Below are 16,456 nucleotides of genomic sequence, written 5' to 3' on the forward strand. Positions count from 1 at the left end.
GAGAAGAATTTCTTGTGTGCAACATGAGAAAGACACCGTCCTTGTAAGTCTTTCTTTTATTTTATTACATGAGAATGGATATTTTAAGAAAAAATAAAGGCTGTCGAGATTTTCTCGACAGCCTGAACCTGATTACATCAGGTTTTTAATTTGCGCACAATTATTCAGCTTCTTGTTCTGTTTCAGCCAGAACGCGGTTCACACGTTTTTCAAGCATTTTCATGCCGCTGCCGCCGGCTTGAAAATGACGAAGCTGTCCGGTTTTATCAAACACATAGTACGCAGGCACATACTCGTTTTCAAATGCGTCGGTTAAGGCGTGGTCGCTGTCAACAAAAATAGGCTGAGTAATGTCATGTTCAGCAGCAACTTCTTTGATTTTGTCGAGATCCAGGTCATCTTCGGAACGAGGCATATGAACAGCTACAACGTTCAGCTTGTCTTGATATTTGTCCCGGAATTCATTCACCTGCGGCATTGCTTCTTTGCACAGGTGGCAGCTGATGGACCAGAAATGAATAAGTGTCGGTTTTTCTCCAATCAGTTGTTCTTTTGTTACTTCACCATTGAACCAAGCTTTTTCTCCTGTCAATTCAGGCATTGGCTGACGTAATTTCATCGCTTTTCCCTCCTAGTGAGCAGTAAGAGTCAAAAAGGCCTAACGAATTGTTAGACCTTTTTCTTTCGTTCTCAAAAAGAATTAAAGTGTTTTTTGACCTGGTTTCCAGTTAGCCGGGCATAGTCCGCCTGTTTGAAGTGCTTGAAGTACTCGAAGCGTTTCATCAACGTCACGGCCGATGTTGTTATGGAAAACCGTTTGATATTGTAGCTCGCCTTCAGGATTGATAATAAACAATCCGCGAAGTGCAACGCCTTCTTCTTCAATTAAAACGCCATATTCACGGGATACTTCATGGTTAGTATCAGCAGCAAGCGGATATTTCAGCTGACCAAGACCATTTTCTTTACGGTCTGTGTTGATCCACGCCAAGTGAGTATGGATTGTATCAGTTGAAACGCCGATCACTTCAGCATCAAGATCTTCGAATTCGTCATAACGGTCAGACATCGCTGTAATTTCTGTCGGACAGACAAAAGTAAAGTCCATTGGATAGAAGAAAAGAACTGTCCATTTGTCGTTTTTCATGTTTTCTTCAAGACTTACTTTGCCAAATTCCTTATTTGCAAGGACTGCTTCCATTTCAAAACGAGGAGCTTGTTTACCTACCATACGTTCTGCCATATGTATCCCTCCAATTGATAGTTTGGCTTTAAAAGCCAGATGGACAAGAAAACAAAGGAAAATATTCCTTATTTCGTCAATAACCTCACAATGACCATTATATCGAACCGCATTTTCCCAGTCAATTTTTAACAAAGAATACATGTCTTTGCCTTCGACATTTTACGGTAAAAAGTTTAACATGTTCATGTATAGGGAAACAAACTTTAACATGCTGCAACACATTCAGAAAGGAAGCTCCAACATGGATTTTATTACAGAGTATGATTGGGCAGGTCTTGTAACCAGTGCGGGTGTTTTACTCATTAAGCTCGTCATTATGATTTGCCTCTATTTTATCGTTCGATCTGTAGGCATGAGAATTATTAAACATCTATTTGCAAAATTTGAAGCCCAAAACAGCCTGTCTATCGGACGCGCTCACACGCTCCGAAGCCTGACACTTAACGTATTTGCTTACATATTGATTTTTATTTTTTTCGTTATGGTTCTGGATTTGTTTCATTACGACCCGAGCGCTCTTTTAGCAGGTGCGGGAATCGTAGGTCTGGCGGTCGGTTTTGGCGCCCAAGGCCTTGTCAGCGACATCGTGACAGGTTTTTTTATTCTGCTTGAAAAACAATTGGATGTCGGAGATTATATAACCGTTGCGACTTTTGACGGAATTGTGGAGCAGGTCGGTTTAAGAACGACCCAAATCCGCAGCTTTGACGGCACACTGCATTACATTCCGAACCGGAACATCACAAATGTAAGCAACCATTCCCGCGGAACGATGCAGGCGCTGGTTGATATTAAAGTCCCGGCTGAAAGAAACCTCGATGAAACCATTCACATCTTACAACATGTATGTGACGAAACGGCAGCTGCTCTTCCGCAAATAAAAGAGGGTCCTAATGTCATTGGCATTCAAGAGCTGGGAACCTCTGAATTTGTGATCAGAGTCATTGCCAAAACAGAAAATATGGAACAGTGGCGGGTCGAACGAGTGCTGAGAAAAGAAATAAAAACCGCACTCGACCGCGCTTTTCCTAAAGAAACAGAATAACAAAAGAACCGAAGCTTTTGCTTCGGTTTTTACTTTACTGAATTCTGCTTTCAACTTCGCTGCAAATTTCTTCAGCAGTCATCCCGGAAGCTGTAATGACTGGTGCTTGTGTTACTGTATCGGCAATACCTTGCACATTGTTGTCTAGCCCTGTTACAACACAGCAGTCACAGCCTTTTGCATCTGCAGGACTTTTCATCATGACAACGTCATATCCTTTTTCTCTTAATGCAGCTTCTACATCTGATAACGACTGTTCAATTCCTATTTTTTTTGTCATAAAGAACACCTCCGTTAAATAGGGTGCTCATCATATGGCATTTTATTCTTTCCATTGTACTTAATTGGCATAAACAGAAAAATAACCTGTCATCACGTTAACCGCTGTTTCGATCGCATTTTCATCAGGATTCAGCTTTGCATGATGGAGTCCGTGCGCGGAATCAGCGCCGAGCCAGAACATGAAACCCGGATATTTTTTCAGCATGTAGCCAAAATCCTCTCCGGTCATCGCTTCTTTTGCTTCGATTACTTGTGCCAATTTTTGCTCAGCAACAAAAGACATAAACTCCTCTGTGAGCCCGCTTGTATTGTAAACTTGGTGATACACAGACGGATACGTCACTTTTCCTTTACAGCGGAAGCCGATTTCGATTCCCTTCACTAAATCTTCGATCCGTTCCTTTACCTGCTTCATGGATTCTTCAGAAAGCGTGCGGATTGTGCCTTCCAGGTGAGCTGTTTGCGCAATGATATTTTGCGCGGAGCCGCCCGTAATCGTACCGATAGTAATCACAGCGCTGTCCAGCGGGTCTGTGTTTCTGGAGATGATCGTTTGCAATTGAGTAACGAGAGTGCTTGCCGCTACAACCATATCCTCAGCTAAGTGCGGATAAGCGGCATGCCCCCCTTTGCCTTCCAGGTCAATGACAAGCTCTGATGTATTCGCAAAAAGCAAACCGCTTTTTGTCGCGATGGTGCCGACCGGAAGCTCTGGAGCAATATGAAGCGCAGTAATGAGATCAGGCTGCCACTTTTTTAAGACGTCGCTCTCAAGCATCGGTTCCGCTCCGCCTGGCCCTTCCTCTGCCGGCTGAAATAAAAAGAGCAGATCATGCTTAACAGGGTGATGAACAAAGTGGTCGATGATGCCCAGCGCTATCGTCATATGCAAATCATGTCCGCAGGCGTGCATTTTGCCGTGATGCTCTGATGAAAACGGCAGGCCTGTCTGCTCTTCGATTGAAAGCGCGTCAATGTCCGCTCGGTATCCGAGCATTTTGTCCGGCGCTGTTCCGTTCACTTTTACAAAAAGCCCGGTTCTCCATTTCTCAATTTCAATTCTGTCTTTCGGATATTGCTCCAAGACGTTTAATAAATATTGCTGTGTTTTGAATTCCTGAAATCCAAGCTCAGGAATACGGTGCAGATCTCTGCGAATCGCAATGAGCTCCTCTTTCTTCATTTTCATTTCCTCCTGCCTATACGAATAAGGCGTGGATATATCATCCACGCCTTTTTGATCAAATCATTCCTTACAGCTGGCGTAATTCCTGCTTGATTTCGGTTTTGCCTTTTGTTTTCTCATCGATATCTTTGATTTTCTTAGCAGGTGTTCCCGCAACAACTGTGTATGGCTCAACATCGTTCACTACGATCGCTCCCGCAGCGACAACAGCTCCTTTACCGACTGTTACACCTTCGAGTACGACAGCATTTGCACCGATCACAACGTCGTCTTCAATGACAACCGGTTTAGCGGATGGCGGCTCAATAACGCCCGCAAGCACAGAACCCGCACCGATGTGACAGTTTTTACCGACAGTAGCTCGTCCGCCAAGAACAACGTTCATATCGATCATTGTACCTTCTCCGATAACTGATCCGATATTGATAGAAGCCCCCATCATGATGACTGCGTTATCGCCGATTTCAACTTGGTCGCGGATGATCGCACCCGGCTCGATGCGCGCTTTGACATCTTTAAGATCAAGCATAGGAATCGCCGAGTTGCGGCGGTCATTTTCTACCACGTAATCTTCGATTTTGCTTTGGTTTTCTTCAATTGCTGTTTTGATTTCGCTCCATTCACCGAAAACAACACCAGTGTTTCCATTTAGAAAAGCTTTCGCAGATTCACCGAAATTGATTCCTTCCAGCTCACCTTTTACATAAACCTTTACAGGTGTAGATTTTGTGCTATTTTGTATAAATGAAATAATTTCATTTGCGTCCATCATTTTCATATGTATAGTCCTCCTCCTGATTTTCTACCTCATTACTGTATCAAAGGAAAGATACAAAGACAAGAAAAAAAGGAAACACCCGCTCGGCAGTTCCCTTTGCATCTATCAGACAGCACAGCCGCTTTTTCTGGCAAATTGTCTGCCGAATTCCTTTAATACTTCTTCTTCTTCCCCTTCAGGATTCATTTCAACCTTTACGGAAGGAAGCACAATTTCGCCGCCTCGTTCTTTTATTTTCTCTTCAAGCGTATCTACAGCACCGCAGAAATATTCATATGCTGTATCACCGGAACCGAAAACGGCGCATGTTTTTCCGGCAAAGTCAAGGGCTTCCATTTCTTCGGCAAGGTCAAGAAATTCGTCAGGCAGATCACCGTCTCCCCATGTATAGGTTCCTAAGATGATATGTTCATAATCATTAAACAGCTCGGCATCATCAATGTCCATCGCTTCAAATCGATCTACTTCCGCTTCCGCCTCCTGAAGCCCCTTTTCAATCAAATCAGCCATGGCTTCTGTGTTGCCTGACATCGTTGCGTAAACCAGCAAAATCTTCCCCAATTCCGTATTCCTCCTCTAATGAATCATTGCTGAAACTTCGTACGGCTGGACAAATTTACATTCATACAAGCCTGCACAAAAGAAATTTTCTTTTTGATTGGCGACTCTCCATCCATGACCTTTAATGGTATCGAACCATTTTAGCTCTCGGGCCTCAAGATCAGCCTGATAAATCCTCGAATAGCCATTTTCGTCTTGAGCCGTTGTGACATAAATAATGCCATCATCCTCTGAAATATCAAGAAACGATTCTTCTTTTTTGATCATGCTGGAATGTATCGTGACTTCTTCAGCCGTTAAAATATGTTGTGCAGTGACGGCTCCGCGCTTTCCTTTTGCAGAGCCCATTGCAGCAACCAGCCATTTTTCATCGAACACAAGCATGGATGCCGTCATACGGCTGTCTTCTTTTTTTACCATGCGGACAGCGCCTTGTTTGAAATCGTAAGCCCAAATCCCTCCGAAACATTCGTGTATCTGTGTACCAATATAAAGATTCCCGCCATGCAGACACAGTGAACGGATAACAGGCGGATGTTCAAATTCCGCAAAGGGTTTGGCAACCCGCCACGAAATACCGAAGTCTTCTGATACATAAATGCAATGCTTGCCATGGGCGCAAACAAATCCATCATTCCTGCCGGTAATCGACCACACTGTCGCATTTGTCGGGAAGCTCGACATCGTCCAGCTTTTCCCTTCGTCAGATGAACGAATGATCGTTCCCTTTTCACCGACACCGAATAAGTAAGGACCGATGTAACTGATGCAGTGTATTTTCGCTTTTAAACGAAAAAGCTTTTTCCAGCCTTGTTCCAAAGAATAATGAAAAATGCCTTCTCTTTTCACTGCCACAAAATAGCCAGAAAACGCCGATGCCGCAACAGCTGTCGCCCCTTTATGAAACATGGCTTTTTCCCTTGTTCACAAAGTCTGCCCATGCAAGAAAACCTCTTGCAAATTCTCTGCAGCTTTCCACGTCATCATCCGTTTCAGGGGCAAGCTCAATTTTAAGTGTTTCTTGATAGACAGCAGCTCCCGCCTCTTGCAGCATGTCACTGAACAAATTGACAGCTTCGCAAAACTTTGGATAAGAGTAATCCCCCGAGCCGAAGCAAGCTGTTTTCAAACCGTTCAGCTGGAGCTGCTGAACCTCTTCGAAAAAGTCCTCTGCTTCGTAAGGCAAATCGCCATCTCCCCATGTGTAGGTGCCAATGAGCACATAATCATAAGAAGTCAGAGCCGATGCCTCCGCGTCATCCATATCGATGCAATCAATGTCTAGACCATATTCCTGCAGCGTATCTTTTATAATTCCGGCAATGTCTTCGGTATTTCCTGACATGCTGGCATATGTAATCAAGGCTTTTGCCATGTTATCACCTCATAATTGATAATGATTTTCAATATCATATGTATCACTTTAAATGATAATGATTTTCATTGTCAATATATAAATAAAAAAAGACAGCCTTTTGCTGTCTTTTCTCTTAAAATGGATGCTCTTGATCAAGCATCTCCTTTACAACTGAAACAAAAGCTTGAACTTGCTTCAGTTCAAAAGCAGGTTCATAGCCTAATAACCAGGTATCCCGCCCGATAGGATTGCCTTTCACGTCTAACAGAGGCATTTTATTGACTTTGTCTTCGTTCTGAAGGGTAACAGACGGCAAAATCGCATATCCGATCCCGTGCAGCGCCATCTGTTTGCACGTTTCAATCTGATCAACCAATATAGTCTGTTTTGGCGACGTTTTAAATTTTTGATGCCACCAATGCTGAATCTCCTGAAAATAAGTGCTGTCGCTTTTAAATTGGATAAACGGCCGTTCTGTATGAGCAATATCTTCTATACAAGAGATTTCAGTGTCGACTAAATACAGATGGTCTGTCATTAAATAGTCTTTGCGGCCTTTCCACTCGGGGTTTCCTCTAATAATGCCAATATGAACCTGATCCTCATAAAGGCTTTTCAGCATTTCGCTGCTCCAGCCGGTAATGAGCGAGACCTTTGCATTCGGATACTTTTCCACATACGTTTTTAGAACTTTTGGAAGCCAATGCTGGCCGATGATGGAGGCGACGGCAAGCTTCAGTGTGCCGTGAATTTCTCCTTCGAGCTCATCGATATTTTCTCTAATTCTGTCCTGCTCTAACGTAACGTCATTCGCAAACTGAATGATTTTCTCTCCGGCCGGTGTTACCGTCAATCCTTTTTGGGATCTTAAAAATATCTTTGTCCCCCACGCCTTTTCAATGGTTTGTAAACGCTGAGATAAAGCCGGCTGGGATACAAAAAGCCGTTCCGCCGCCTTTCTCATATTTAACTCCTCAGCTAAAACTACGAGCATATGAAGCTCTTGAAGCTGCATGTCGTCCTCCTTTTTATCATCAATAAGTTTTTCTTATCTTCTATTCTAATAAAATCTTAGTTTATGATTCAAGTCCTTTTCACCCTAATTTATGTATGCGCTTTCTTTATTGCTCTGCAAATAGAATAAAAAATAGGCTGAGCAGCCTACTTGTTCAATGAGCGAATATGCTTATTCAATTCCTTCAAAACCACTCTTCTTGTGAAAATCCCCTCAAAGACCTGATCATCATTTTCAACGCAAACAAACCCGTTATCAATGACCATGCTGAATCCTTTGATAATCGGATCATTTATATGAAGACGCGGAATATCAGTCAGCATAACTTCCTCAACGGTAATTTGGTCAAGCTTTTCAAATTCAATTCTTTCAAGACCAAAAATGCTGTTCATGATCATATTGGTTCCTATTAAGCCGTGTAAACGATATGACGCATCCAGCACCGGGATGGCTGTGTACCCTGTTTTTGTCAGCACTAATAAAGCGTGCTCCAGGTTGTTCCCAACTTGAACGTGCGCTACTTTGTCCGCCTCAATCATAAATTGTCCGACTGTTGCCTCAAGAAGCTGATCTGATTGCAAGCTTATCATGTTTTCGACCCCTTTTCATTTTCATCAACACATACATTCCCTATACTACAATAATATAAACTTTATCAGTATTTGTCGAAAAGTTTCCTTCAATAAAAAAGATACTCTTTGGAGGAGTATCAATTATAAGGTGTGCCATTAATTTTCAAATCGAAATCGGTCGTATAGCGTTACAAGTTTTTTGTAGGTGGTTCCGTCAACGTTTTTGGTTCCTGTCTCTATATCGTTGATCTCACTGCTTAAAAGCTCGATAGCATACTCATGGTTGATCAGGATATTCAGCAGAAGTTTTTGTTCTTCTTCTGTAAATCGTTCACCGATAAGACTCATTCGTAATCAGGCCCCCTGTTTTATACTGAATACCTCTGAAAGCAAGAAAACTCACTTTCAGCTCTACCGCTAGAATAAGTAATCAGAAAACAATCGTCAACCGCATAATTCGACATTTCCCTCGGCTTGCGAGCCGGAATTATTTTGTGAAACGATTTGCATAGCTGAAGGCTGTGTATGAATCCGGTTTGATTTTAGCCTCAATCCCCATTGAAGTAATGCGCCCTGTCATTTCTTGAATCAGTTCTTTTGTAAGCCCTTTTTTCCCAATATCCAAGTGAACCTCAAATGTAAGATCCGCCCCTTCGCCTGTAAAGGGCAGGAGCAGATCGGTAATATCCATCAAGTGTCCATCCAGAATATAGGCGGCTGTTTCTTGACTGTACGCCGTTTCTAACGAAATCTTTTCACGAAGGCTATGTATGGGTCTGTCGACTGCGTGGTTTTTCAAGCAGCCCCAAGCTCCCTTGCCTGTACGATGCAAATGTAATGCAGTAATAAACTTTGTGTAATCACGATAAACCTGTGAATCGGTTCCGATCGATAACACGTATGAAGAACGGGGATCCCTTCGAATAAAGGCTTTAAGCCGCTCCATCACATCTTGAAAGGTCATCTGTGCTTCTGAAAGATTATAAAACAGAAAAGAATCGGCCATGACGACACCCCTTTTCAAGGATTTACAACCATGAAACAAGTATGTTCCTTACCGTTTATTTCGATTACATGCTGCAAAGCGAAAGCTTGTTTCCCCTATATCAAGAGTCTTACTGCAGAAGTTCAAAGATTTCGATTGAAACCATGTCGATATTATCAAACGGATATGTGTTCGGCTTTTCACCTTTTTGGAAAACCGTCAGTTCAAACGTTTGATTTTTTTCGAAATATTTAACACTGCATATTTTCTCACCATTTACTTCGAAGTAGCGCTGCATTGGCTCGTTAGCCGCTTCCGCCGTTTCTTGCAGACTTTGCAGCCGTGTGATGATACCCATTAATTGTGACATTCTAAAAAAAGACTCCTTTCAAAAAACAACTTCAAATCAACAAGTATTTATTATAATACAAGTTCTATTGAGCATCATACCATAAAGTCGGACAGGATGGCATTTTCCCTGCTGAATTTAAGAAAAGAAAAAAAGTGAAAAAACTATTTTTACGTAGTTTGAGGCTTTTTTTGGAATGTCATACACACAATTATGATTTTTTTGATATTCCGGCAGAATCCAACAGCCTTTTTGCAATTTCGTCAAAATCCTCTTTTGAAATCCCGGGAGCAAATTCCTCCGGCACTTCTCTGAAATCAGGAACGGGCGCTCCCTTAGGGCTTCCCTCAATGACATGAAGCTCACTGCCGTCTATCGGATGCTCACCTTTCCAGATTTTATTGATATCCTTGTAATCCGTATCACTGAATGTATACAGCTTCGTATGAATTCCCTGCTCTTCGAATTTTCTGGCTGTATCAAAATGTTTATTATCAAGATTCGGGATCGGAAGCATTTTGCCGATATTTACGCCGGTCGCAATCTCAAGCGCTTTGGCATACGCCACGATATGAACGCCGCCGCGCACGAGCAAATAACCGATCATTTCTCTGGCCACCGGATGATCAGTCATTTCATACACTCTCATTTTGTGAGTTCGGGCGCCGCACTCCAGGAAAAAGTTATGGAGCAAATCCAGCACCAGATTTCCGCTGTTAAACACATTTTCACCGGTCCAGGCTTTCCCCATCGAATCAAATGGATAAGACGTTTGAGCCGTTTCAATAAAATGCTGGGAATTTCGTTTATTTTTTGCATCTCTCATCGGTGTAACGTCGGGATCACCTTTAAATGTCGAACCTGTCAGCATTAAGGATATCGTATTAGACACAAGCTCAACATGGCCAAATTCTTCAGCGGTAATGCTTGATACGAGATCGTAAAACGGTTTTAATTTTTTCTTGCTGCGAAAGTTAAAGGACTGGAACATATAATTATTGAGAGTGGACATTTCACCAAATTTGCCGCCTAACAGCTCTTGAACCGCCGCTGCCGCATTTGGGTCAGGATGTTCTGGGGTTGGAAGGTCAATAAGCAGTCTGTTGCTCCTTTTTTAACATGTTTTTACCTCCTAGTGCCGTTGTTTACCACTAATAAGGTTTATTGTTTCTATGGATTGTCTTATGCGTTGACAAATAAAAAACTTGGCGGGGGTAGCGCCAAGCTTTTCGGATCTTGATCTGATAGAGGGGTTGGGGAACAGAGAGTAGCTTCTCTCTATAATTAAATGATAATGATTCTCATTATCAATGTCAATTGTTTTTTGATATTTTTTTCAATTCATAAAAAAAACGGCTCTTCAGCCGTTTAAATCAATCCATCCTGCTCATATAAATAAGAATACGGCAGGTCTATAAATAAATATATTTGATCATCCATCGGATATGAAAACGTTCTGATCATTTCGCCTGTTTCCAAATCGCTGTACAAATCACTGAAAAACCCTTTTCTGAGGTTTCTCATTCTCATGATGTTCTCCAGAAAATAAGGACGCCAGCTCCAGTTCTTCTCCGTATACTCCGGCTGGTAAATCCATTCTCCGTCTTGTTTAAAAACATTTCCAGTCAGCTGATCGCCTTCTCCATCACAGATATAAATTCTAAAGCTGCAATCCGTCAGCTCTTCCGCCAGCTTTTTAATAAAATCATCATCCGGAGACTGGCTGTTTTTTCGCAATGATGTAACAGCTTGGTGCACCCGTTTGTAAAACTGTTCAGAGTGCTCATAGACGGTTTCTAGTTTCTTTTTCTCATGTGTAATAAATTGGTGAAATTCTGTCTTAAGTCTTCGCTTCAATACATCTCTCTCTAAAAACGTTTCTGACGGGGACACCAAATAATAGCCCTGAAAATAGCGGCCGCCGTTTCTCCATGCGTATTGAAGCTGAAAATTCGCCTCAATATCTTCGTAAAGCAGCGCCGCACCGATTTTTCTTGCTAATAATGAAATGCTGTACAGCACATGCTCATAAGACGGAGATGGCTGTGAGATTTTCAGCGCCTGTAAATCGATTTTTAACAAATCTGGCGATAGCAGCGCAATTCTGTCCAGATTGCTGCTTTCTTTTCCGATATTATCAACTGCAATTTTGATTCCGTATGTACGATAGTAGGCAAGCATATGGTAAAGCTGCTCAATGTCCCCTTCAAAATTGTGCTCCGTAATTTCAAGCACGAAACGATGAAGTTCGATCCCTCTCGCTTCATATTCTTTCAGAAGCTCAAGAAAGCTTTCGCCGTGATCAAGCATTAAAAGATTGGCATCCTGATTCATAAAAATCAGCAGATCAGAATCCGCTTCTAAAAAGCGGTCAAGAGCCTGGCGGATAATTCTGTTATCAACCTCTAACTTATATTCTTCGGGTATCCCCGCATCTAAAAAAAAGGGTCCGAGACTTTGAATTTCTGAATCTGCCAATATACGCCCCAGCACCTCATACCCGACGATTTTCTGCTCCTCGGCACTGAAAATCGCCTGGTAATATGGGAGGACATCATCAATGTTCGTTAAAATATCAAGTGGATCCAACATGTTATCACCTGCTTCTCTATCTTTGTCTGATTATACCACATTGAATCCAAAGATTAATATGCTTTAAAACGGATAAGGATTCAGCCATTGCCCCCCATCCAGAGTGACACATTCCCCATTCATATAGGACGTTTCATCAGAAAGCATAAACGCGGCCAAAGCGGCGATTTCCTCGGGTGTGCCGAGCCGGCCGAGCGGCACACTGTTCAGCGTTCGGGACATCGCTTTTTCTGATTCAAAAAGCTTCTCTGCACCGCCTGTTCGTTCAATTGGACCGGGTGCAATCGCGTTTGTGCGGATTCCGTATTGACTGCCCCACTCTACGGCAAGAGTTCTAGTGAGCGACAATACGCCAGCTTTTGCCGCAGCGGAATGAACAACCCCCGCTCCCGCTCCCCACGCATATGTGGCGGCCATATTTAGAATAACACCCCTCTGCTGATGCTCAATCCAGTGCCTGGCTGCGGCTTGGCTGCAAAAAAACGTACCATTTAATACAATCTCAATTACCGCTTTCCATCCATTGGGCGTGAGCTTTTCTGCCGGGCAAATAAAATTGCCGGCCGCATTATTAATAAGTGCATCAAGACGCCCAAACACATGTAACGCTTCTGCAACCATTTGTGCTGCCCCAGAATCAGAACGGACATCCATTTGAAAACAGGCAACTTGGCCCTCAAAGGTTTCAATTTCTTTTTTTGTTTCTTCAAGTGCTTCATGGTTCCGCCCTGTTATCATGACATTCCAGCCCAATTCGGCCTGTTTTTTTGCCATTGCTTTTCCCATGCCGCTTGACCCGCCGGTAATAATAACAACCTTTTTTTCCATTGTATGATCCCTCCTGTTATGAATGAGTATTCATTCAATATTATTCTATCATTATATGCCAGCTGCTGTCAGCACATGCTGAGATGAGATTTTTTCAAGTTACAGGTGATATAATAGAAAAACTCTACTAAAGGTTGGTTTGAAATGAAAAAGATGTCCAGAAGACAATTTTTAAAAGGAACGCTCGGCGTTTTTGCGGCCGGAGTTTTAACGGCCAGCGGGGGATATGGCTATGCCCGCTATCTGGAACCGCATATGATTGAGACTACTAAACACACGATTAAAAGCTCTCTCATTCCCCATGGATTTGACGGTTTTAAAATCGTGCAGTTCAGTGATACACATTTAAGCGATTATTTTACGCTTGAAGACTTTAGAACTGTCATCCTGACGATCAATGAAACTAAGCCTGATTTAATTGTTTTTACCGGTGATATTATCGATAACCCTGATACGTATCAACATTATCAGGCAATGATTCCTTTTTTGAGAAAGCTTCAAGCACCCTTCGGCAAGTTTTGTGTTTACGGCAATCATGATCACGGCGGCTATGGAACCGATGCTTATAAAAGCCTGATGTCATCAGGAGGTTTTACGGTATTCCGCAACGCCTATAAAAAATTGACGCTCACAGACGGCAGCGAAATTGAGATCGCTGCGCTCGATGATTTAATGCTCGGCAAGCCCGATTATGAAGGCACCCTATCGAAACTAAGCGAGAGGCTTTTTTCCATTCTGCTCGTCCATGAGCCTGATGCTGCCTTGAATACAAAAACATATCCTGTCAATCTGCAGCTATCCGGACACACACACGGCGGGCAGATCCAGCTGCCCTTCTACGGACCGCTTATTACGCCCCCGTATGGAAAAGTCTATACCGAAGGAATGTACCAAACAGGCGACACTCATATTTATGTGAACCGCGGCCTCGGGATGACGAGACTGCCTTTGCGATTTCTGGCTAAACCTGAAATCACGGTCTTTACATTAAAAAGCACAACTTAATGTAGCAGAATGGGTTCCTCATCAATACTTATAAATAAAAAAGGGAGGATGAGGAAACTGCTTACGTACCAGATTAAACAAGGCGATACACTCACCAGCATCGCGGCCGATTTCAGAATCAGCACTGCTGCTTTGATTCAAGCCAACCCATCGCTGCAATCAGGAGTTATCGCCGGACAGCGCATTGTCATCCCCGGTCTGCCGGACCCAAATACGATCCCATATCATATTGTAGTCTCTATTGGGGCTAAAACCCTTACTTTGTACCAAAATAATCAGGTAATAAAAACTTATCCGATCGCCGTCGGTAAAATACTGACACAAACACCAACTGGCGAGTTCTACATTATTAACCGCCAACGCAATCCCGGCGGCCCATTTGGCGCTTATTGGCTGAGCCTTTCAAGGCAGCACTATGGAATACACGGAACGAATAATCCCGCTTCGATTGGCAAGGCTGTGTCTAAAGGCTGTATCCGCATGCATAACAAAGATGTTCTAGAACTCGCTTCAATTGTGCCAAACGGAACAAGAGTCATGATTAACCGGTAATGTTTTCTTATTTGTTTCAAAAACAGGCGGTTTATAATATGATAAAGTGGGACCTTTAGGGTAAGGAGCGTTTTTATGGATATATTTAAAAATCGTAATTTTGTTCGTCTATTTTTCGCAGCACTCGCTTCTCAAATGGGCACGACAGTAGGCAACATGGCATTTGCTTTTTTCTTGCTGGACCGCTTCAGCAGCCAGCCTTCTTACACAACCTTGGCTGAACTGATGTATTCCCTTCCTACAGTATTTGTGTTTTTGCTTGTGGGAGTCGTTGCGGACCGGTTTGACAGAAAAAAAGTCGCGGAAAACTGTGATTGGATCAGAGCCGCCCTGACTGTCGTTCTTTTTTTCACTTTATTTACCGGCAATATTCCTCTTGTTTTCTGTATTTTGTTTGTCAGAAGCGCTGTAACCAAGTTTTTCTTTCCTGCAGAAAACAGTTTAGTACAAGCCATCCTGCCGAAGGAGCATTATGCGAAAGCGGCCGGGCTTAATCAGATGCTTTTTAGTATCTTTATGGTATTTGGCGTTGGAATCGGTGCTTTTATGTATAACACAATCGGAATTCATGGAGCGATTATTCTTGATTTTGTCAGCTTTATTATTTCCGGCCTGCTTATCCGCACCTGCCGGATTCCGAAAGAAGCCAGGCAGCCGAACGGCACATTTAACTGGAGACAAGCTTCCGTCAAGGATTCGATAAACGATTTTAAGGAAGGCATTGTCTACATTTTAAAAAACAAGCTGCTGGCCTCTCTTATTTTCGGTTTCTTTGTTTTTGGTTTTGTAAACGGAGGATTTGCTGTTTTGCCAATGTTTACAATGAAGTATGGACTGGCCCCCGACCGTTATGAATGGCATACATCCGTATTTACGATCGCAATCGGGTTTGGGCTTTTGGCAGGAAGTGTGATCGGCACGTTAATCTCTAAAAAAGTGAAACCTCACTTTTTAATGTCGGTACCGATTTTAATTGCAGGCTTGCTGATTTTTGTCCTTGGCTACACCAAAGTTTTATGGGTGTACTACGCGACTACTTTTGTACTGGGGATGTGCATCGGTCCGGTAAACATCGCCATAGGGGGATGGATGCCTAAGATTGTCCATCCGAAGCTGATGGGACGTGTAAGCGGCTGGCAAGATCCTTTTATGATGTTTGCGCAGTCTTTGACACTTGGCTTAGTGGCGCTGTTATTCCCTAAGTTCGTATCAAACATCGATTATCTGTATTACGGCATGGGCGTTTTCATCTTAGCTGTTTTCATTTTCTATTTTGTTGCACTGCCAAAATACAGTGCGCAGGCTGTAGAAGTGAATGTACAGGAAACATTTCAGGCTCAGCCGAAAAAGAAAGCAAAATCTGTATAATATAAGTTGAAAATGCGCTTTTTTTCCATAGAAAAAGCGCATTTTTGCATTCAATATTTGCATTTCAACCTTAAAAAAGTATAATCTAATCATAAGAAATTTGATAAGAGCAAAGGAGAGAAATAATGGACGACCATGCATACTCGAAAGATCTGCAGCCAACCGTAGAAAATCTTTCAAAAGCAGTTTACACCGTGAACCGCCATGCAAAAACCGCCCCCAACCCTAAATACCTATATCTACTGAAAAAACGGGCTTTGCAAAAGCTTGTCAAAGAAGGTAAAGGAAAGAAAATAGGGCTTCATTTTTCAAAAAATCCAAGGTTCAGCCAACAGCAATCGGACGTGCTTATCTCAATCGGAGACTACTATTTTCACATGCCTCCAACTAAAGAAGACTTCGAACATCTTCCGCATTTAGGTACACTTAATCAGTCGTACCGAAATCCAAAAGCTCAAATGTCTTTAACAAAAGCAAAACACCTATTGCAAGAATACGTCGGCATGAAAGAAAAGCCGCTTGTGACGAATCGCCAGCAGCCCGCTTATCATAAGCCTGTCTTTAAGAAACTCGGCGAGAGTTATTTTTAATAAAAAAAGCCGATGCCACGGGACTGACCCCCGTTTTTGAGACAGGGATCAAAACACCTTTTATACAGCCAATTGCCGATAGCTTATCGGTGATTGGCTGTTTAGTTTCGTTTGAATACGAATGTTGTTATAATAATAAATGTAT

At 42.6% G+C, this 16,456-nt stretch carries 22 protein-coding genes; 5 read left to right on the forward strand and 17 right to left on the reverse strand.

Features of this window, described 5'->3' with window-relative positions; genetic code table 11:
* Positions 1–160 precede the first annotated feature (160 nt).
* Both ykuV and ahpA read right to left on the reverse strand, forming a co-directional pair.
* Positions 161–619, reverse strand: coding sequence for a thiol-disulfide oxidoreductase YkuV (ykuV, locus tag WA325_RS20805; RefSeq protein ID WP_024121229.1), 459 nt, complete (start codon positions 617–619; stop codon positions 161–163).
* 81 nt (positions 620–700) lie between these two features.
* Positions 701–1,243, reverse strand: a complete 543-nt coding sequence (gene ahpA / locus WA325_RS20810) for a biofilm-specific peroxidase AhpA (RefSeq protein WP_010334066.1) — start codon at positions 1,241–1,243, stop codon at positions 701–703.
* Positions 1,244–1,487: 244 nt separating this feature from the next.
* Between ahpA and WA325_RS20815 the strand changes: the two genes are divergently transcribed.
* The gene (locus WA325_RS20815) at positions 1,488–2,291 is read left to right on the forward strand and encodes a mechanosensitive ion channel family protein (RefSeq protein WP_105955557.1); all 804 of its coding nucleotides are present in this window, start codon (positions 1,488–1,490) and stop codon (positions 2,289–2,291) included.
* A gap of 34 nt (positions 2,292–2,325) precedes the next feature.
* Here WA325_RS20815 and WA325_RS20820 read toward each other — a convergent pair whose 3' ends face one another.
* The 14 genes from WA325_RS20820 to fadH form a co-directional block, all read right to left on the reverse strand.
* Positions 2,326–2,571: a YkuS family protein gene (locus tag WA325_RS20820; RefSeq protein ID WP_010334064.1), complete on the reverse strand. Its 246-nt coding sequence runs from the start codon at positions 2,569–2,571 to the stop codon at positions 2,326–2,328.
* Positions 2,572–2,631: 60 nt separating this feature from the next.
* Entirely contained in the window at positions 2,632–3,756 is a 1,125-nt protein-coding gene (locus WA325_RS20825) for an N-acetyldiaminopimelate deacetylase (RefSeq protein ID WP_336184148.1), read from the reverse strand.
* 70 nt (positions 3,757–3,826) lie between these two features.
* Positions 3,827–4,537, reverse strand: coding sequence for a 2,3,4,5-tetrahydropyridine-2,6-dicarboxylate N-acetyltransferase (gene dapD / locus WA325_RS20830; protein ID WP_024121226.1), 711 nt, complete (start codon positions 4,535–4,537; stop codon positions 3,827–3,829).
* Between the two features lie 105 nt (positions 4,538–4,642).
* Entirely contained in the window at positions 4,643–5,098 is a 456-nt protein-coding gene (locus WA325_RS20835) for a flavodoxin (protein WP_336184149.1), read from the reverse strand.
* A gap of 15 nt (positions 5,099–5,113) precedes the next feature.
* A complete protein-coding gene (locus WA325_RS20840; protein ID WP_336184150.1) occupies positions 5,114–6,007 on the reverse strand; it encodes a WD40/YVTN/BNR-like repeat-containing protein in 894 nt (297 codons plus the stop codon).
* Positions 5,997–6,473 (reverse strand): flavodoxin, encoded by a 477-nt coding sequence (locus tag WA325_RS20845; RefSeq protein ID WP_105955554.1) that lies wholly within the window; start codon positions 6,471–6,473, stop codon positions 5,997–5,999. Before WA325_RS20845 ends, WA325_RS20840 begins: the two co-directional genes overlap by 11 nt.
* 115 nt (positions 6,474–6,588) lie before the next feature.
* On the reverse strand, positions 6,589–7,470 hold the full coding sequence (ccpC, locus tag WA325_RS20850; RefSeq protein ID WP_044156069.1) for a transcriptional regulator CcpC: 882 nt from the start codon (positions 7,468–7,470) through the stop codon (positions 6,589–6,591).
* A gap of 146 nt (positions 7,471–7,616) precedes the next feature.
* A complete protein-coding gene (gene cbpB / locus WA325_RS20855) occupies positions 7,617–8,060 on the reverse strand; it encodes a cyclic-di-AMP-binding protein CbpB (protein ID WP_024121221.1) in 444 nt (147 codons plus the stop codon).
* 138 nt (positions 8,061–8,198) lie between these two features.
* On the reverse strand, positions 8,199–8,390 hold the full coding sequence (gene abbA, locus WA325_RS20860; RefSeq protein WP_003218673.1) for an AbrB antirepressor AbbA: 192 nt from the start codon (positions 8,388–8,390) through the stop codon (positions 8,199–8,201).
* Positions 8,391–8,529: 139 nt separating this feature from the next.
* Positions 8,530–9,048, reverse strand: a complete 519-nt coding sequence (locus WA325_RS20865; protein WP_024121220.1) for a ribonuclease H-like YkuK family protein — start codon at positions 9,046–9,048, stop codon at positions 8,530–8,532.
* Positions 9,049–9,157: 109 nt separating this feature from the next.
* Positions 9,158–9,397, reverse strand: a complete 240-nt coding sequence (locus WA325_RS20870; protein WP_003218671.1) for a YkuJ family protein — start codon at positions 9,395–9,397, stop codon at positions 9,158–9,160.
* Positions 9,398–9,587: 190 nt separating this feature from the next.
* Positions 9,588–10,475: a manganese catalase family protein gene (locus tag WA325_RS20875; RefSeq protein WP_336184152.1), complete on the reverse strand. Its 888-nt coding sequence runs from the start codon at positions 10,473–10,475 to the stop codon at positions 9,588–9,590.
* 269 nt (positions 10,476–10,744) lie between these two features.
* A complete protein-coding gene (locus WA325_RS20880) occupies positions 10,745–11,968 on the reverse strand; it encodes an EAL domain-containing protein (protein ID WP_024121218.1) in 1,224 nt (407 codons plus the stop codon).
* A gap of 63 nt (positions 11,969–12,031) precedes the next feature.
* The gene (gene fadH / locus WA325_RS20885; RefSeq protein WP_105955550.1) at positions 12,032–12,796 is read right to left on the reverse strand and encodes a 2,4-dienoyl-CoA reductase; all 765 of its coding nucleotides are present in this window, start codon (positions 12,794–12,796) and stop codon (positions 12,032–12,034) included.
* 144 nt (positions 12,797–12,940) lie between these two features.
* Between fadH and WA325_RS20890 the strand changes: the two genes are divergently transcribed.
* The 4 genes from WA325_RS20890 to WA325_RS20905 all read left to right on the forward strand — a co-directional run bounded on the left by WA325_RS20890 (position 12,941) and on the right by WA325_RS20905 (position 16,311).
* Positions 12,941–13,801: a metallophosphoesterase gene (locus WA325_RS20890; RefSeq protein WP_336184151.1), complete on the forward strand. Its 861-nt coding sequence runs from the start codon at positions 12,941–12,943 to the stop codon at positions 13,799–13,801.
* Between the two features lie 57 nt (positions 13,802–13,858).
* Positions 13,859–14,353, forward strand: coding sequence for a L,D-transpeptidase family protein (locus WA325_RS20895; protein ID WP_336184153.1), 495 nt, complete (start codon positions 13,859–13,861; stop codon positions 14,351–14,353).
* A 75-nt stretch (positions 14,354–14,428) separates the two neighbouring features.
* Positions 14,429–15,721: an MFS transporter gene (locus tag WA325_RS20900; protein WP_044156081.1), complete on the forward strand. Its 1,293-nt coding sequence runs from the start codon at positions 14,429–14,431 to the stop codon at positions 15,719–15,721.
* A 125-nt stretch (positions 15,722–15,846) separates the two neighbouring features.
* On the forward strand, positions 15,847–16,311 hold the full coding sequence (locus tag WA325_RS20905; protein WP_044156084.1) for a YkyB family protein: 465 nt from the start codon (positions 15,847–15,849) through the stop codon (positions 16,309–16,311).
* Between the two features lie 60 nt (positions 16,312–16,371).
* Here WA325_RS20905 and WA325_RS20910 read toward each other — a convergent pair.
* Positions 16,372–16,456 (reverse strand): IS3 family transposase (locus WA325_RS20910; protein ID WP_134980913.1); only part of this gene is annotated, 85 nt, incomplete at its 5' end.

This window comes from Bacillus sp. 205(2023) (assembly GCF_037027485.1).
In the GTDB taxonomy this organism is placed as follows: domain Bacteria; phylum Bacillota; class Bacilli; order Bacillales; family Bacillaceae; genus Bacillus; species Bacillus halotolerans.

Coding starts and splice junctions, on each gene's coding strand:
- WA325_RS20905 (WP_044156084.1), top strand. CDS start 15,847: ATGGACGACCATGCATACTCGAAAGATCTGCAGCCAACCGTAGAAAAT.
- fadH (WP_105955550.1), bottom strand. CDS start 12,796: ATGGAAAAAAAGGTTGTTATTATTACCGGCGGGTCAAGCGGCATGGGA.
- ykuV (WP_024121229.1), bottom strand. CDS start 619: ATGAAATTACGTCAGCCAATGCCTGAATTGACAGGAGAAAAAGCTTGG.
- WA325_RS20845 (WP_105955554.1), bottom strand. CDS start 6,473: ATGGCAAAAGCCTTGATTACATATGCCAGCATGTCAGGAAATACCGAA.
- WA325_RS20820 (WP_010334064.1), bottom strand. CDS start 2,571: ATGACAAAAAAAATAGGAATTGAACAGTCGTTATCAGATGTAGAAGCT.
- WA325_RS20890 (WP_336184151.1), top strand. CDS start 12,941: ATGAAAAAGATGTCCAGAAGACAATTTTTAAAAGGAACGCTCGGCGTT.
- dapD (WP_024121226.1), bottom strand. CDS start 4,537: ATGAAAATGATGGACGCAAATGAAATTATTTCATTTATACAAAATAGC.
- WA325_RS20840 (WP_336184150.1), bottom strand. CDS start 6,007: ATGTTTCATAAAGGGGCGACAGCTGTTGCGGCATCGGCGTTTTCTGGC.
- WA325_RS20865 (WP_024121220.1), bottom strand. CDS start 9,048: ATGGCCGATTCTTTTCTGTTTTATAATCTTTCAGAAGCACAGATGACC.
- WA325_RS20900 (WP_044156081.1), top strand. CDS start 14,429: ATGGATATATTTAAAAATCGTAATTTTGTTCGTCTATTTTTCGCAGCA.
- abbA (WP_003218673.1), bottom strand. CDS start 8,390: ATGAGTCTTATCGGTGAACGATTTACAGAAGAAGAACAAAAACTTCTG.
- ahpA (WP_010334066.1), bottom strand. CDS start 1,243: ATGGCAGAACGTATGGTAGGTAAACAAGCTCCTCGTTTTGAAATGGAA.
- cbpB (WP_024121221.1), bottom strand. CDS start 8,060: ATGATAAGCTTGCAATCAGATCAGCTTCTTGAGGCAACAGTCGGACAA.
- ccpC (WP_044156069.1), bottom strand. CDS start 7,470: ATGCAGCTTCAAGAGCTTCATATGCTCGTAGTTTTAGCTGAGGAGTTA.
- WA325_RS20815 (WP_105955557.1), top strand. CDS start 1,488: ATGGATTTTATTACAGAGTATGATTGGGCAGGTCTTGTAACCAGTGCG.
- WA325_RS20880 (WP_024121218.1), bottom strand. CDS start 11,968: ATGTTGGATCCACTTGATATTTTAACGAACATTGATGATGTCCTCCCA.
- WA325_RS20825 (WP_336184148.1), bottom strand. CDS start 3,756: ATGAAGAAAGAGGAGCTCATTGCGATTCGCAGAGATCTGCACCGTATT.
- WA325_RS20870 (WP_003218671.1), bottom strand. CDS start 9,397: ATGTCACAATTAATGGGTATCATCACACGGCTGCAAAGTCTGCAAGAA.